Here is a 15,334-nt window from a genome sequence, read left to right as displayed (position 1 = left end):
CTTCAATAGGTTCTAGCTTCACGAGCTTCAAAAGCTTTCGAAGCCACCGAAGCTATGGAAGCTAAAAGATATCATGAACATTTCTGTTATTTACGAAGATGAAGATATTCTTGCGATCAATAAACCGGCGGGCATCACAGTACACACCGACGGGAGGTCTAAAGAAAAAACGCTTTCAGATTGGGTTGTTGAACACTACCCGTCAGTACGAGGAGTGGGGGAGGGAATCAAGCTTGCATCTGGTCAGGAAATTCCCAAACATGGCATTGTGCACCGCCTTGATCGCGATACATCTGGCGTTATGATTATCGCGAAAAACCAAGAAGCTTTTTTGTTTTTCAAAAATCAATTTCAGGACCGCGAAGTGCAAAAAACATACCGAGCGATCGTGCACGGGAGAGTAAAAGAAACAAAGGGGATCATTGATAAACCCATCGGGAAAAGTAGAAATGATTTCAGGCAATGGTCTGCGGAAAAAGGAGCGCGTGGGGTGTTGCGTGAGGCAACAACGGAGTATGAACTTCTAAAAAGCACAAAAGATTTTTCTTATCTTTCTCTTCATCCAAAAACGGGAAGGACGCACCAGATTCGCGTGCACTTAAAATCAATCGGACACCCGGTACTGTGCGATAAACTCTATGCATCGAAACGGCTTTGCGAAGGGGGACTTCTGCGGATGGCACTCCATGCTTATTCTATATCAATCAATACTCCCAATAAAACTCATATCACGATCGAAGCTCCTGTACCTGATGATTTTACCGGGGCGCTTGCACAGCTCGGGCTTTCGTGATAGATTATCTGCCTATATGCAACCGATCACTATTAAATTTTCTCCCGTAAATATTGAAGAACGAAAAAAGCTCGACATTCGTGCGGGCGATACGGTGCGCGTCTTCTCGAAGATACAGGAAAAAGGGAAGACTCGCCTCCAGGCTTTTGAGGGAATGGTTCTCGGCCTTAAGCATGGAAAACAATCCGGCGGAACATTTACTGTCTATAAAGTCACAAGCGGAGTTGGTGTTGAGAAAGTGTACCCCCTCTATTCCCCAGTCATTGATAAAATTGAAGTTTTGCGCCGAGCAAAAGTGCGCCGATCAAAGCTCTACTACATCACTGAAAAGGTTGCCCGCGAAGTTCGCAGAAAAATGAAACACTCCCGCGCACTTCCGCAAGGAGTTCCCGAAGAAGCGCTTGAAGTCATGGAGCCCGAAGAGAGTGAAGCCCCGACGCCCGAAGAGGTCGGGGTCCCGACCGAAAGCGTCGGGAAAACAAAATCAGAATAATCAAGAAATTTTAAAAGGCGGGGTGTCCCGCCTTTTTTCACGACAAGGAAAAAGGGTTGAAAATCCGCAAGGTATTGGGTATAGTTGGTGAGAAAGGGATATAAATTTGCGCAGGTGTTGTAATTGGTAGCCAAGCATCCTTGAGGTGGATGTGCCCTTACGGGCGTGGAGGTTCAAGTCCTCTCCTGCGCACAAGTAGAAACATCGGCAAAAATGGTCGAATGAATCCTACTCTTTCGACGTTGGAAAAAATAGCTGGAGCATTGGATATTTCCAGCAGTGAACTTTTGAAATAAATTTATGGCATACAACGAAGCAGATACAAGAGCAAAAATAATTGATCCAAAACTTTACCAATCTGGATGGGTAGAGGATTTTATTTCGCGTGAATTTTATTTTACCGAAGGAAAAATTTATCTTGTCGGAGATGAGGCGAAAAGAAAAGAACCTAAAAAGGCAGATTATTTACTCCGATACAACGACGCGCTACCTCTTGCTGTGGTTGAAGCAAAAGAAGAAGAAAAATCTGCCACGACTGGTATGCAACAGGCAAAAGACTACGCCGAACGCCTCGATATTATGTTTGCCTACGCAACAAACGGACACGAGATTGAAGAATTCGATTTTTCAACAAATACTCAAAAAACTATTCCCAATTTCCCATCTCGCGAAGAACTTTATCAACGATTTATTAAGGCACGAAACCTCGAATCAGTAGATATCGCTCCTCTTACTATTGCATACAACAAACAAACTTTTAATGAGAATCCTCGTTATTATCAGCAGGTTGCTATTCGTCGAGCCATAGAAGAACTAAGTAAGGGACGAAATAGAATCCTACTTAATCTTGCTACGGGTACTGGTAAAACTACTATTGCGTTTCAAATTGCGTGGAAATTAAGACAAGCCGGTAAAATCCGAAGGGTTTTGTTTTTAGCAGATAGAAATGTTCTACGCGATCAGGCATTTAATACTTTCGAGCCTTTCGGTAATGCTCGTGGCTATATTGAAAATGGCGAAATTTCAACGGCGCGAGATATTTATTTTAGTATTTATCAATCAATGTACGGAGAAAAAGATGGGAAGCGTGTTTTTGAGCAATACCCAAAAGATTTTTTTGACCTTGTAATTATTGATGAATGTCATCGTTCTGGTTTTGGAAATTGGAATGATATTTTAAAACATTTTTCTAGTGCCATTCATCTTGGTATGACTGCAACGCCAAAGCAGGATGAAAACATAAACACATACAAATACTTCGGTAATCCTCAAAATAATTTTAAGGCCGCTTATGAATATACTATGGCACAAGGAATTGATGATGGTTTTTTGGCAAATTTCTTGCTCCATAAAGTAAATCTGAATGTTGATAAAGATGGGTTAAAAATAGAAGATGCCGTCAAAGAAGGTGCGCAGGTTGAAATACCGGATGATGCAGAACCGGATGATTTCTACAAAATGGAGCAATTTGAAAAGCAGATTATTTTACCCGACCGAACAGAGAAAATGTGCGAGCACCTTGCTGGGCTTATAAAGACTTACGGCGAAATGCAAAAGACCATTGTATTTTGCGTAACAATGGATCACGCAGGAGAAGTTTCTAAGCATCTGCAAAATAGCTTTGCTTATTTAGGTTATCCAAATTATGCCGTCCGTATTGTGTCAGAGGAATCAGACGCACTAGCCCTACTAAAAACTTTTCAAGATCAAGCACAGAGTGTTCCTGTCATTGCGACTACTGTTGATTTGCTTTCAACCGGTTTTGATGCGCCAACTGTCCAAAATATTGTCTTTATGAAGCCAATCCGCTCACCGATTGTTTTCAAACAAATTATGGGACGAGGAAGCCGTATTTCCAAAGAAAAAGGAAAATTGTGGTATCGGGTTATTGACTATACTAATGCTACTCGTCTTATTGATGAATGGATTGAGGGAACACCAGAAATTAAACCCGATTCTCCGAGAATAAATTTTCTTAATGGCAGTGTTGTGGGACCAATGCACGATGCGTTTGATGTTATTGCGCCGATAGAAAATGCTCTTTTGACTATACAACTTTCTCCAAATGAACAGATTCAATCAAGAACAGACAAAGATGGATTATTTGCTCTAACTAATTTACCAGAAGGAAAAATAAAATTATTTGTTACAGCTTCAGGATATAAACGCCGTGAAATAACACTTGAAACTCAACCGACAACCAAAGAAAAAATACAAATAGAGCTTACTTTGCAAAAGAAACCAGTTCCTCCGATAAAAGTTACTGGACTCACTGTGTTTATTGAAGATGAGATGATGTTTGAGGTGGAAATACTTGGTAAAAGACTTAATCTAAAAGAATATGTTGCGTATTCTAAAGAAGAAATTGGTAAAATTGCTACAAATGTTGAAAATCTTAGAACAACATGGATAAAACAAGAAACTCGCGACGCTCTCATTGCCGAACTTGAGCAGAATGGTATCAATATAAAAATGCTTTCTAAAATTACCAACAATGATGAAGCTGATGATTACGATCTGCTTGCATCTCTGGGCTTCGGTGAGCAGATTCATTCTCGCCAAGAGCGTGCAGATGCAGTAGTGAACAAAGAGCAGGAATTTCTAAAACTTTTCACTCCCGATCAACTTCGTATTATCAAAGGCTTGCTTTTGAAATATCAGGAAAATGGTATTACAGAAATTACAAAAGCAGATGTATTTGATGTATATCCAATGCCCGGCTTTACCTATTCGCAAAATGCTTTCGGTTCTCCGCGCGCACTGCGACAAAATGTCGATAAATTACAGGAAAAGCTTTACGCAAATAATTAATTATGGCAAACGATTCAATTTCAAATAAATTATGGAGCGCGTGCAATAAAATGCGCCAAGACCCGGGTACGACCGGAGCTTTGCAGTATGTGGAGCAATTTTCATGGCTTCTCTTTTTGAAAGTATACGAGGAAACAGAAAATAAGAATGAAGCAAAGGCTGCTTTTGAGGGGAAAACATACCAGAGGAACATTGACGGCGAATATCGCTGGAGTGTTTGGACTGGGAAAGATACTTATCTCACTGGGCCAGACCTTCTTAAATTTGTGCAAAATAAACTTATCCCGCATTTATGCACGCTTTCTGGTAATCGCACCAAAGAAATTATCTCTGAAATTTTTACCAATACTCAAAACAGAATGGAGGACGGCTATCTTTTGCGAGAAGTGGTAGATGTGATGGTTGGCGTGGATTTTTTCTCTGACGAAGATTCCTTTGCCGTTTCGAGTATTTATGAGGGATTATTTAGCCGAATGAAATCGGCAGAAATAAAACCGCTTGCTGAATTTCACACTCCGCGAGTCATTGCTCGGTTTATGACGGAAATGGTTGCTCCTAAAATTGGCCAAACGATATACGACCCTTGCAATGGGCCGTCAGGATTCTTGACAGAGGCGTATCATTTTATGCGACCGAAAGCAAAAAATGTAGCTGATAACGAAAAATTACAAAAGGAAACTTTTTATGGAAAGGAATTAAAATCGTTGCCGTTTATTCTTGGCACAATGAATATGATTTTGAACGGAATTGCTACGCCAAACATTCGTAAAATGAATACGCTTTCCATCAATCTTTTCAATCTTACTGAAAAATATGACATTATTCTTACCAACCCTCCATTTTCCGGCACAGTGCGTGGTATAGATTCAAATTTTCCATATCCATCTGCACAGACAGAAATTTTATTTTTACAACACTGTATGCGTTCGCTTAAGGAAGGCGGAAAGTGCGCAATAGTTTTTCCAGAGGGTGTTTTATTTGAAAATCAAGATCAATCTTATATTAATACCAAGAAGGAACTTCTTCAAAGTTTTAATCTTCATCACATAATCCGTTTACCGAAAGGATCCTTTGCTCCTTATACACCAATTAACACCAATATACTTTTCTTTGATAAAACCGGACCGACTAAAGAAATTCATTATTATGACCTACCAATTACAGATGGAAGAAAAAATTTTACTAAGACAAGACCGATAACAAATGACCATTTCAACGAAATTAAGGAATTATGGAATACAAATGAACTAACAGAACGGTCGTGGATTATAAATAGAGATGATGTGATAAAAAAGAATTATTCTCTTGATTTTCGGCATCCGAATCAAAATTCAATAATTAAGCTTCCGAACTCAAAAGAAATTGTCCAGATGATAAGAGAAAGTTTTGGATTAATGGAAGGATTGTTTAGTGAAATTGAAGAGAACATATCTAGACATATAGATTGTGCATATGAGGAATATCCATTAGGTAAGCTTTTGATACGGAAAAAAGAGAAGATTGAAATAAAAGATGGACAACAATATAAAAGAACAACAGTTAAAATGCACGGCAAGGGCGTTATTCTTAGAGATCAAGTGAGTGGCAACAGTATTGGTACAAAAAAACAATTTACTGTGAGTCCGGGACATTTACTAATGTCAAAAATTGATGCAAGGAATGGTGCTTTTGGTATTATTCCGAAAGAGCTTGAGAAAGCAATTATCACCGGAAATTTCTGGGACTACGAAGTAAACACAAAATTATTAAATCCTGATTTCTTTGCTTTTTTAACACAAACGAATAGCTTTCTTGATTTCTGTATTAAATCTAGTAGAGGTGCGACCAACCGTCAGTATTTGGAAGAGAAATTATTTCTTGCTCAAGTAATAAAAATCCCAAAGGATATAAGTGTTCAGAAAAAAATAGTAGAAAACATAAATGGCTTGTCCTTACTTTCAACTAATCTAATTAAACATAGCGAGAAGTATAAAAGGCATATTGACTCAATTGTCCCGGTTTTTCTAGAGAAGGTTTTTGGCGGGGAAATAGAGACATAGTTCATGTAATTGGTAATAAAATTATGGAGCAAAAAGGCCATATTTCTGCTAATATAAAGGGTATTCTAATGTAATGGCCATGTATAAATTATGAAAATATGGGAAAAAGAAGCCATTGATTGGCTAGAAAAGAGCATAAAGCCGTTTCCTCAAGAACTCAATGAAATTGACTGGAAACTTGACCTGTCGCCAAATACTGACCGCTTGGCGCAACATTTGTCTGCCTTTTCAAACTATGATGGTGGTGGTTTTCTCGTGTTTGGCGTTGAAGCCGGGAAAATAATTGGTATAGATAATGATCAATGCACAAAAATTATTACGGCTCTAGGGAATATTGCCCGACAAAATTTGATACCGCCGATAGTTTTAGATCATGCGGTCACAGAGTTTCAAGGAAAAAATTTACTTTTTATAAAAATTGGCGAAGCACAAGAGAGACCGATTCATTTGCGAAGTGGCTCTGTTTATGACTCTTACACTCGCTCGGCTGGACAAACAAGGAGAATGGATAGAGTTGAGGTGGCTAATTTGATTGCGAAATCACAAGGATTGAGATTTGAAGATGGAATTTCTGAAACTGGATTGTCGGCAGAGGCAGTTTTGAAGAAAATTGATTTTACTTCATATTTTGACATGATTGAACGACCACTACCGAGCGGGAATGAAGCAATTCTGGATGTTTTATGTGCAGATAAATTAGCAAGAAAAAATGGCGACCTTTTTGATATAACAAACCTCGGAGCAATCCTGTTGGCGAAAAATATTGAAGAATTTGAGAATTTAAGCCGTAAGGCTGTGCGTGTGATTATTTACGAAGGTAAGGATAGAATGAAAACTATTAAGGAATTAGACGGTAAAAAAGGATATGCATCAGGTTTTGAATCTTTGATTGGATTTATAAATAATCTTTTGCCTGCAAACGAAGTCATAAAAACAGCTTTACGAGCAGATGTAAAAATGTATCCAGAAATTGCCATCAGAGAGTTGGTCGCAAATGCTTTAATTCATCAAGATTTTTATATTACAGGCACTGGACCAATGATTGAGATTTTTTCTGATCGGATAGAGATCACAAATCCCGGACAGCCTCTTATTGATACTCTGCGACTTTTGGATTCTCCGCCTCAATCTAGAAATGAGAAGCTGGCGGGAATTATGCGCCGATTCAAAATTTGTGAAGAAAGAGGGAGCGGTATTGATAAGGTGGTATTCCAGTCGGAGTTTTTTCAATTACCTGCGCCAGATTTTAGAAAAAACGAAAAACATTTCACAGCAATTTTGTATTCTCATAAGCCTCTCTCAAAAATGAATAAGGACGATAAAGTGCGCGCGTGTTATCTTCACTGTTGTTTGAAATATGTGGCAGGTAAAGAAAAAATGAATAACACAACTCTACGCGAAAGATTCCAGATTAAAGAAGAAAACTATCCTATTGCCTCGGGAATTATTAGTGACGCTATGGAGGCGGGGTTGATTAAACCATCTGATCCAAACAACAAATCAAAAAGGTATATGTCCTACATCCCATTCTGGGCTTAGTGATACTAGGGAGCATCCCCGCCGTTTCCTCTTTTCCCCACGGCGGGGATATTGCGCGCGAACGGGATGGTGGGTCAAGCGCATCCCAGTAGTACAGCAAAGCAAATTTTGATGTCGAGATTGCCGTTGATTCTACATGTCAAATACTCGACCAAACCTGCTTGACTTTTTTACATCGTTTGTATATACTTGTTCGTATGAACACGTATATACAAAAAATTAAGGAATTTCGTACTAAGAAAGGTTTTTCTCAGGAGCAAGTTGCGAAAGCAATTGGTGTTTCCCGTCCTACCTACAGTGCCATTGAGGCGGGTAAACAGAAGCTCGATTTAGATGAGGCTCAAAAACTCGCAAATCTTTTGGGTATTGATATTAGCGAGCTTGTTTCTGGGTCTATTCAGGATATAGAAAAGTACAAGCATATGATACTTACCTATCTGCGGATGAATCTCTCAAAGGATGGGAAAGTTCCAAAGACCAAGCTTGCAAAGCTTCTCTATCTTGCAGATTTTGCATGGTTTTATAACCATCTTGAGAGTATGAGCGGAATGCAATACAGAAAACTTACTTATGGTCCGGTGCCGGACGCATTTTTCCGCGCTCTTGATGAACTTGAAGTTAGTGGAAAGATTGTTATCAATAGAAAAAGAGACGATGACAAGGATATCTTTCTGATTAGTGAATCAGAAAGCAATAAAAATGAGAAGATTCAGACTATTTCCACTGAAGAAAAAGCATTGATGAAAAAAATTGTGGAAAAGTGGAAAGACAAAAAAACTCAAGACATTGTGAATTTTACTCACAATCAATTACCATACTTGATTGCTGATGACGAGGAAATTATTTCTTATGCGCTCATAACCCAAGAAGATCCTCATGAAGTCTACTAAGTATGAAGTTGTCTTTGAACCATTTACCGAAAGGCATTTCATAAAGACTTTTGTAAAAAAGTATAAGGGCGCATGGGATTTTACTCTGAGCACCGTAATTCAAGAGTTTGAGAAAATAGACATTTTGTTCCTGAAAAGTATTGCCGAGGAAATTACTGATAAAAATGCTGATGTAGTTATTTGTAAAACTGAATTTAAAATTTCCGGTACTCAAGAGTCTCGTCACGGTTCTGGTAATAGGTGTATTGTTGCGATCCATAGGAATATAAACAAAGTTTGTGTTCTTCTTGTGTACCACAAAACCGATTTAAGCGGTCACAACGAAACTGCAAGCTGGAAAATTCTCGTTAAAGATAATTACCCTGAATATAAGCATTTGTTTTAATTAAAAGCGCAGAATTTCCTGTCGGCTTGCCGCGGGGATGAATACGCGAGCAGGCTCTAGGAAAGGGCTTTTCTGGAGCTTGTGTTTACGGTATACTATTAGGTATATGAAAAATAAATCACTATTCATCGGTATCATCGCGGCGGCGGCAATTGTCGGAGGAATTTTTATATCAAACAACGACACAGTCTCGGGACAAACGTTTTCAACAAGCACCAAAGGATTGCCACTTGCCGGGAAGACGGAGGTAATAGAACTCAAAGATGGAGATACGTTTAATCTCACCGCAAGCTTCGTTAAGAAAAAAATTGGCAACACGGAAGTGAGGATGCTCGCTTATAACGGCTCTATTCCCGGACCGAGCTTGAAGGTTCTTCAGGGAGCCACCGTGACCGTCAATTTTAAAAATGATACGGACTTGGGAAATTCTATTCACCCGCATGGCGTTCGCGTGAAGAACGCCTTTGATGGCGTGCCCGATGTTACGCAAAAGGCGGTTCTCCCGGGCGAGTCGTTTGTCTATACGTTCACGTTTCCCGACGCTGGCGTGTATTGGTACCACCCGCACATGCGCGATGACTACGCCATTGAGCTCGGTCTTTATGGAAATTTTTTAGTAACGCCGAAAAGCCCGACCTACTGGAATACCGTTGACCGTGAAATTGCTATTTTTCTGGATGATATTTTAATTGAAAATGGCACAATCGCCCCTTTTTATAAAAAAGGTTCGGATCGCGCGCTCATGGGGCGCTTTGGAAATACTATGTTCGTAAACGGAGAAACCGATTACGCGCTCTCGGTCAAGAAAGGCGAAGTGGTTCGTTTTTACTTCACCAACAGCGCGAGTGTCCGGCCGTTTAATCTCGCTCTTGAAGGCATCAAACTGAAACTTGTCGGCGGAGACAATGGCGCATATGAACGCGAGGAGTGGAAAGATTCTGTGCTCATCACCCCTTCTGAACGCGCCATCGTCGAGGCACGTTTTGACGCGCCGGGCGAATACGCGATTCAAAACAAAACTCCCAATGCGACCACGCGTCTCGGAAAAATTATCGTTTCGAAAGAGCCTATCGCCTCCGCGTCCGCAAATTTATTTCAGACACTCCACGATAATACAGAAACCATCAAAACCATCAATCCTTTTCGTCCTCTTTTTACAAAAGAAATCGACAAGCACATAAAGCTTGCGCTTGATATGATGGGGGGCGGTATGGGGATGATGTCTGCCCGTCAAAATGCAGGCGGGGGCAACAGTGGTCACTCAATGCCGTCTGGTATGGGTGGAGGCCAAATGATGGGTGGCGTGACGGAAGACGGCCTGCCTGCCGCGCAATCGGCGCAGGCAGGAATTGAATGGGACGATGCAAACAACGCGGGAATGAATGCGATGTCTAACACAAGCATGGTGGCATGGAAAATTATCGACCAAGGTTCTGGCAAGAGCAATATGGATATTGATTGGAAATTTAAGGTCGGAGAAAAGGTGAAGATTCGCATTGAGAATGACGGCACCTCCGTACATCCCATGCAACACCCGATACATTTTCACGGCCAGCGATTCTTGGTAGTGAATAAAAACGGCGTACCGCAAACCAACCTTGTGTGGAAAGATACCGTCAATGTGCCCGCAGGGCAATACGTGGATATTTTGGTTGATATAGAAAACCCCGGCGTATGGGTGGCGCACTGCCATATCCTTGAACACATAGAAGCCGGTATGGTGTTTCCGTTTACCGTTGAAGAATAATTTGTTATTAATTAATAACAAAATAATTTTATGATGAACTTTGGATTTGGAGCTATGGGCGGGTTCGGCTGGATAGTTATGGTCATCTTTTGGGGGCTTGTAATCTGGGCGATTGTCGCTTTAATAAGAGGCGATTTTGGAAAGGGTTACGGGGGTGGACACGACCAAGTCCTCTCCTGCGCACAAAAAATAGCTGTTTTGTAACGTTTGACATATTATCGAAACGCGAGCACTCTTGGTGAGAGGCGTTATTACTCATTAAAGCTAAAGAATTAACAAAAATAATAATATGCAAACAACATTAAAGTATAAATATGTATCAGCCGTTCTCATTCTTGGGGTGGCGGCATTTTCTCTTATCTCGTGGACGCTCGCTCAAGCGGCAAGTGGAATAATCACCGTCTGTGTTAAAAAGGAAGGAGCAATGTATATGATTGGCGAAGGATTCAAGCGCGCTGACTGCAAAGATAACGACCAGCCAATCAGCTGGAATGTTACAGGACCACAAGGGCCACAAGGCATACCGGGAGTTGCGGGTCCAGTAGGCGCACAAGGGCAAACAGGCCCACAAGGTCCCGCGGGAGTTAACGGTTTACCAGGAGCAGATGGCGCTCAGGGTTTGCAGGGACCAGTAGGACCCCAGGGAATTCAAGGCCCTACTGGAACAAGTACGGGAAGTCTTGTTAATAAATCTCGGGTATATATAAAGCGGGGTGGTGGAACAGGAATTTATATACCCTTTACACCTCATCATCTCGAGGTATTTTGTGATAGTCCAAACGATATCATGCTGACATCACGGCCTGTATTTTTTGGCGCTGGTAGTGTGGAAGTTATGGAAAATTATCACAACTTTAACCCACTCGGCACAGATAGCTGGGTGCTAGATTTTAGCTGGCAAACTTCAGCGCCTTGGGCATATTACTTTGATAATGGCTTGCTCGACCTTTATGATGCAGAGGTTAGGGACAAGCTCATAAATCTCGAGATAACCTGTCTTCGCGGCGAATAACAGTTTGCTGAAAAACTTTTCTATTCTTACAGATTAATCAGCCTGTCTGATTTTTATTGAAAAACTCTCATCGTCCGCATATTTTTGAGCACGATCATTGATAAAGTATCGTCCCCGCGCTTCCTCAAAAGACAGGTCGGTATCAATGAGGCCAAGTTTGTATGCAAGTTTATCCGAACTCTCGGGGAACAAGATGCGCCAGTTTAAAAAGGGAATTCTATTCGGAGTAATGGTGTTTACGTGCCGTACGATGCCCGTGGTACAGGTATTGGTGACTGTGTTATAAAATTCCGGATTATCTTTGAGATAATTTGCACGCAGAACCATATCCAAGAATAATTTCCGCATTTTTTCCTTTGTAGTTTTTGCCGGGTATACATACACTAAATCTTTTCGATAATTAGTGCGCAGTTTGATAACATCACGCTCATCAGCAATCACGTACATGAGTTCGTATTGATTGAAAAGTCCTTTGACGGGGTGAAAGGACTCACCTTTTTCTTTTCGTATTTCTATTGAAATTGCAACAAACTGATCGTCTTCAAATTCAAAACTTAAGAACGTATGAGCTGATCCGGGAATTCCAGAAAATGGTTCGACGACATAATATACATTTTTAATTTTATTTAAGTCAAATGTTTTATCGTAATATCCCGGAACATAATCTTGAGTAGATGTGTAGGTAAAATTTCGAACGTTATGTATTGTTATTAAAGTATCACTGATGTCAGCATAGGGAAGTATCGACTGATCAATAGCCCATTCCCGATCATTTGATGGTGTAATGGCGATATGTACAACAAACAGTGAAAGTGCAACACTCGCTATAAAAATAAGAAAAAGATACAGGAGCCACTTAAATAATTTTTTCACATTTTAATTATAGCAGATTTCGTGGGGAACCAATTAGATCCAATAAAAAAACGGGCACCAAAAATCGGTGCCCGTTCTACTTTCATACTCTTCTTATGAATCTCTTTTGAGAAGAGTACCCCCTGAGACTCCGCCCGGAGCAGTTGCAAAATCAGTGATGGTGATGAAGATGTATCCTGATGCCCAACATATTTTGAATGAGCCATTTTTCAAAGCGCATTTCACGATGTACATGGGAATGTTTACCCAACCACAACATGTGAGCGATTTTGAACATATAGACAGTAAGTCCCATGGAAATAAGTAAATCAATTCCACGGAGCCAGACATCCACTTGCACAATCTCCACCAGAAACAGTACTGCAACCATTGGTACGACAAGTTGCGCAACAGACATGAGAAATCCCATTACAACAAGCAACTCACTGCGCCGTAGGTCCATCACCGCATGCTCAATGAGTGCACCACGCATCTCATTGGGTTTATGTGATTGTGCGAGAGACAAAATCCAGACCCTCACAAGATCAATCACACTAGTAGCAAGTCCCACAAGGAGAATCCAAATAGGGGAAACAGTATAACCATCCCCATTAAATCGATCCCATCCTTCATGTAAGACAAGTAGTGCGGCAACAACAAGTATAAAAGCGATAACACGAGTTCCCTTGCGCCGAAGTTCATGCTCTCGAGCAGGATCTTTTCCTATCTTGCGAACAACGCGTACTCCCCACATGTCTGCAAATCCATCTGAAAATGCGTGAAGGGAATCGCTTAGGGCGGCCATACTGAAATTGTATCCTACTGCCGCACCAATAACTCCTGCAATAATAGCCAAGAAACTTGTTACCCAATATGGACGCTCCTCTTGTTTACTGCGCTCTTGTGGGGTGCAATGGCAACTTTCTTCTGGCGCGCGACATGATGGTGCATGTTCGCGCGTTAATCTATGGAAAAACGCGGACATGGTCCACCTCCGTTATGTGATTTAAACAACTGTTCAGTTATAAAGAACTGTTACTTTTTTAGACTATCACAAATTTTAGTATTTGTCAATTATACCATTGAATGCTAAAATGGTGTTCATGCTCTACACGCGCAAGGGAGATAAAGGAGACACGGGAACATTTGGCTGTAATCAGCGTATGTCAAAAAGTTCTGCGGTCGCGGAAGCGCTCGGAACGCTTGATGAGTGTAATTCGTTTCTCGGGGTGTGCAAGATGAATGTTAAAACAAAAGAGATGACGGTCGGAGACAGGGGATATGAAACGATACTTGATTGGGTTCAGCAAAATCTTTTTATTGTGCAGGCGGAAGTTGCGGGTGCGCCAAAAACGATTGAAGAGAAAAAAGTGAAAGAGGTTGAGGAAATCATCGCATCCATTGAAAAAGAATTACCGCCGATCAAAACTTTTTTTGTTTCGGGCGGAACCCTCTTGGCGGCCCAACTTGATTTTGCGCGGACGTTGGCACGTCGCGCGGAGAGGAGAGTGGTCGGTGTTTCAGAAGAAGGAAGGGTAACTGTGGGAGAGCACACCAAATCATTTCTCAATCGCCTCTCAAGTCTTTTGTACGCGATGGCTCGACTTTCTAACCACAAATCTGGTATAACAGAGGAACCGCCGACATATAAATAGGCGGTAACAATAAAATATGGTGCTTATGGTGTAACGGTTAACACAGAGGCTTGTGGAGCCTTTAATTCGGGTTCGATTCCCGATAAGCACCCCAAACGGTATCTAATATAACCGAGTTCGGTTGATTGGATATCATTGCAGGAATCTCGGCAATTTGTCGGGATTTTTGCGTTTTAGGGGCAATCTTGGATTTTGATTTGCCAGCTATGAATGGAGTAAATTCTACGGCCAAGTCGGTTATTATTCTCGGACCGGTAATTTCTTTGTATTTCTTGGTAAAGACCAAATCCTCGGCTTGCATCAGACCTCTGATGATCGGTGACGGTATTACGGTTTGGATTTTTTTGTCAGCCACCTCAAACCTCTCCCAGTAAAGGCCGAGGAACAATCGTTTCATTTCATCCGGCGATTTAGTATAGGCTTCGTAAGCGTTGCGGACGAATAAGAGCATGTCTTGCAGTTCATCGATTCTCATATTGAGTTTTTTATCTTGGACGTACAGTTCGTCTTGCAACAGCTCAAGCTGTTCTTTGATTTTTATTTTTATTCTGGTGAAGTCGTCATCGGTAATAAGTCCGGCAAATAGTTTTTCCTCGGCTGTATCCCGTTTCTTTTCAAACATCATTTTTTGAGTATTCAGAGCTCGCTTATCTTTGTTGATCACTTCTTTGCGACTGCTGTAAATCTTTTCAATCTTGGTCACCAGCCTGTCGGTAAAATTGGGAGTAAATTCTATGTATTTGAACAGGTTAGCAACTTGCTGTTCTATATCCCAAACTTCCACATACTTATCTTGGCATTTAATCTGATCGCCGGACCGGTTGCAGTGATAATAAGATTTATTTTTCTTAGGGTGATGTTCGGCGGTGTATCTTTGTCCGCAGTTGGCACAAAAGGTCAGGCCTCGCAGAATGAAGTTGAATTTTTGCCGTCGGCAAGCATATCTATTGTGTTCGGCCATAACCAGTTGGACTCGTTCCCATAAATCTTTATCTATCAGCGGTTTGTGTTTTCCGATGTTAACTAATCCTCGCCAACGCATTTCGCCGTAGTAAAAAGGATTTTTTAATATCTCAATCATCTTGCTGTGGGCGAGTCGTTTGTCGGCGTGTGTCCGG

General features: G+C 41.0%; 14 protein-coding genes and 2 tRNA genes. 13 read left to right on the top strand and 3 right to left on the bottom strand.

The window, feature by feature from the left end; translation table 11 throughout:
• Window positions 1–73: 73 nt before the first annotated feature.
• From Q7S11_03095 to Q7S11_03045, 11 genes are all read left to right on the top strand, one after another.
• On the top strand, window positions 74–793 hold the full coding sequence (locus Q7S11_03095; protein MDO8572729.1) for an RluA family pseudouridine synthase: 720 nt from the start codon (window positions 74–76) through the stop codon (window positions 791–793).
• A gap of 16 nt (window positions 794–809) precedes the next feature.
• Window positions 810–1,286: a 50S ribosomal protein L19 gene (gene rplS / locus Q7S11_03090; GenBank protein MDO8572728.1), complete on the top strand. Its 477-nt coding sequence runs from the start codon at window positions 810–812 to the stop codon at window positions 1,284–1,286.
• A gap of 108 nt (window positions 1,287–1,394) precedes the next feature.
• Window positions 1,395–1,478 (top strand) — tRNA-Leu (locus tag Q7S11_03085).
• A gap of 108 nt (window positions 1,479–1,586) precedes the next feature.
• On the top strand, window positions 1,587–4,097 hold the full coding sequence (locus Q7S11_03080; GenBank protein MDO8572727.1) for a DEAD/DEAH box helicase family protein: 2,511 nt from the start codon (window positions 1,587–1,589) through the stop codon (window positions 4,095–4,097).
• A 2-nt stretch (window positions 4,098–4,099) separates the two neighbouring features.
• Window positions 4,100–6,136, top strand: coding sequence for an N-6 DNA methylase (locus tag Q7S11_03075; protein ID MDO8572726.1), 2,037 nt, complete (start codon window positions 4,100–4,102; stop codon window positions 6,134–6,136).
• Window positions 6,137–6,226: 90 nt separating this feature from the next.
• Window positions 6,227–7,675: an ATP-binding protein gene (locus tag Q7S11_03070; GenBank protein ID MDO8572725.1), complete on the top strand. Its 1,449-nt coding sequence runs from the start codon at window positions 6,227–6,229 to the stop codon at window positions 7,673–7,675.
• A gap of 197 nt (window positions 7,676–7,872) precedes the next feature.
• Window positions 7,873–8,565 (top strand): helix-turn-helix domain-containing protein, encoded by a 693-nt coding sequence (locus Q7S11_03065; GenBank protein MDO8572724.1) that lies wholly within the window; start codon window positions 7,873–7,875, stop codon window positions 8,563–8,565.
• A complete protein-coding gene (locus tag Q7S11_03060) occupies window positions 8,552–8,950 on the top strand; it encodes a hypothetical protein (GenBank protein ID MDO8572723.1) in 399 nt (132 codons plus the stop codon). Before Q7S11_03065 ends, Q7S11_03060 begins: the two co-directional genes overlap by 14 nt.
• A gap of 106 nt (window positions 8,951–9,056) precedes the next feature.
• Window positions 9,057–10,697, top strand: a complete 1,641-nt coding sequence (locus Q7S11_03055) for a multicopper oxidase family protein (GenBank protein MDO8572722.1) — start codon at window positions 9,057–9,059, stop codon at window positions 10,695–10,697.
• 30 nt (window positions 10,698–10,727) lie between these two features.
• Window positions 10,728–10,901 (top strand): hypothetical protein, encoded by a 174-nt coding sequence (locus Q7S11_03050; GenBank protein ID MDO8572721.1) that lies wholly within the window; start codon window positions 10,728–10,730, stop codon window positions 10,899–10,901.
• 85 nt (window positions 10,902–10,986) lie between these two features.
• Window positions 10,987–11,709 carry a hypothetical protein gene (locus tag Q7S11_03045; protein MDO8572720.1) on the top strand — a complete coding sequence of 241 codons (723 nt, stop codon included), beginning with the start codon at window positions 10,987–10,989 and terminating at the stop codon, window positions 11,707–11,709.
• A gap of 33 nt (window positions 11,710–11,742) precedes the next feature.
• On the opposite strand, the gene Q7S11_03040 is transcribed toward Q7S11_03045, so the two are convergent.
• Together Q7S11_03040 and Q7S11_03035 are read right to left on the bottom strand one after the other, a co-directional pair.
• A complete protein-coding gene (locus Q7S11_03040) occupies window positions 11,743–12,582 on the bottom strand; it encodes a DUF4105 domain-containing protein (protein MDO8572719.1) in 840 nt (279 codons plus the stop codon).
• Window positions 12,583–12,733: 151 nt separating this feature from the next.
• Window positions 12,734–13,546 carry a cation transporter gene (locus Q7S11_03035; GenBank protein ID MDO8572718.1) on the bottom strand — a complete coding sequence of 271 codons (813 nt, stop codon included), beginning with the start codon at window positions 13,544–13,546 and terminating at the stop codon, window positions 12,734–12,736.
• Between the two features lie 118 nt (window positions 13,547–13,664).
• Here Q7S11_03035 and Q7S11_03030 point away from each other — a divergent pair, with 118 nt between their 5' ends.
• Together Q7S11_03030 and Q7S11_03025 are read left to right on the top strand one after the other, a co-directional pair.
• The gene (locus Q7S11_03030) at window positions 13,665–14,216 is read left to right on the top strand and encodes a cob(I)yrinic acid a,c-diamide adenosyltransferase (GenBank protein ID MDO8572717.1); all 552 of its coding nucleotides are present in this window, start codon (window positions 13,665–13,667) and stop codon (window positions 14,214–14,216) included.
• 19 nt (window positions 14,217–14,235) lie between these two features.
• A tRNA-His gene (locus tag Q7S11_03025) sits at window positions 14,236–14,310 on the top strand.
• Here the strand turns inward: Q7S11_03025 and Q7S11_03020 are convergent.
• Window positions 14,278–15,334, bottom strand: a 1,057-nt coding sequence (locus tag Q7S11_03020; GenBank protein ID MDO8572716.1) for a recombinase zinc beta ribbon domain-containing protein, incomplete at its 5' end; no start/stop codon positions are given. The genes Q7S11_03025 and Q7S11_03020 overlap by 33 nt on opposite strands.

Source organism: bacterium (assembly GCA_030648955.1).
Taxonomy (GTDB): domain Bacteria; phylum Patescibacteriota; class Minisyncoccia; order Phycocordibacterales; family JAUSHB01; genus JAUSHB01.
This window is presented reverse-complemented; position numbering and strand designations above follow the sequence as displayed.

What these genes read in the sequence shown, in the direction of transcription:
- Q7S11_03095 (MDO8572729.1), top strand. Translation starts at nt 74, where the DNA reads ATGAACATTTCTGTTATTTACGAAGATGAAGATATTCTTGCGATCAAT.
- rplS (MDO8572728.1), top strand. Translation starts at nt 810, where the DNA reads ATGCAACCGATCACTATTAAATTTTCTCCCGTAAATATTGAAGAACGA.
- Q7S11_03080 (MDO8572727.1), top strand. Translation starts at nt 1,587, where the DNA reads ATGGCATACAACGAAGCAGATACAAGAGCAAAAATAATTGATCCAAAA.
- Q7S11_03075 (MDO8572726.1), top strand. Translation starts at nt 4,100, where the DNA reads ATGGCAAACGATTCAATTTCAAATAAATTATGGAGCGCGTGCAATAAA.
- Q7S11_03070 (MDO8572725.1), top strand. Translation starts at nt 6,227, where the DNA reads ATGAAAATATGGGAAAAAGAAGCCATTGATTGGCTAGAAAAGAGCATA.
- Q7S11_03065 (MDO8572724.1), top strand. Translation starts at nt 7,873, where the DNA reads ATGAACACGTATATACAAAAAATTAAGGAATTTCGTACTAAGAAAGGT.
- Q7S11_03060 (MDO8572723.1), top strand. Translation starts at nt 8,552, where the DNA reads ATGAAGTCTACTAAGTATGAAGTTGTCTTTGAACCATTTACCGAAAGG.
- Q7S11_03055 (MDO8572722.1), top strand. Translation starts at nt 9,057, where the DNA reads ATGAAAAATAAATCACTATTCATCGGTATCATCGCGGCGGCGGCAATT.
- Q7S11_03050 (MDO8572721.1), top strand. Translation starts at nt 10,728, where the DNA reads ATGATGAACTTTGGATTTGGAGCTATGGGCGGGTTCGGCTGGATAGTT.
- Q7S11_03045 (MDO8572720.1), top strand. Translation starts at nt 10,987, where the DNA reads ATGCAAACAACATTAAAGTATAAATATGTATCAGCCGTTCTCATTCTT.
- Q7S11_03035 (MDO8572718.1), bottom strand. Translation starts at nt 13,546, where the DNA reads ATGTCCGCGTTTTTCCATAGATTAACGCGCGAACATGCACCATCATGT.
- Q7S11_03030 (MDO8572717.1), top strand. Translation starts at nt 13,665, where the DNA reads ATGCTCTACACGCGCAAGGGAGATAAAGGAGACACGGGAACATTTGGC.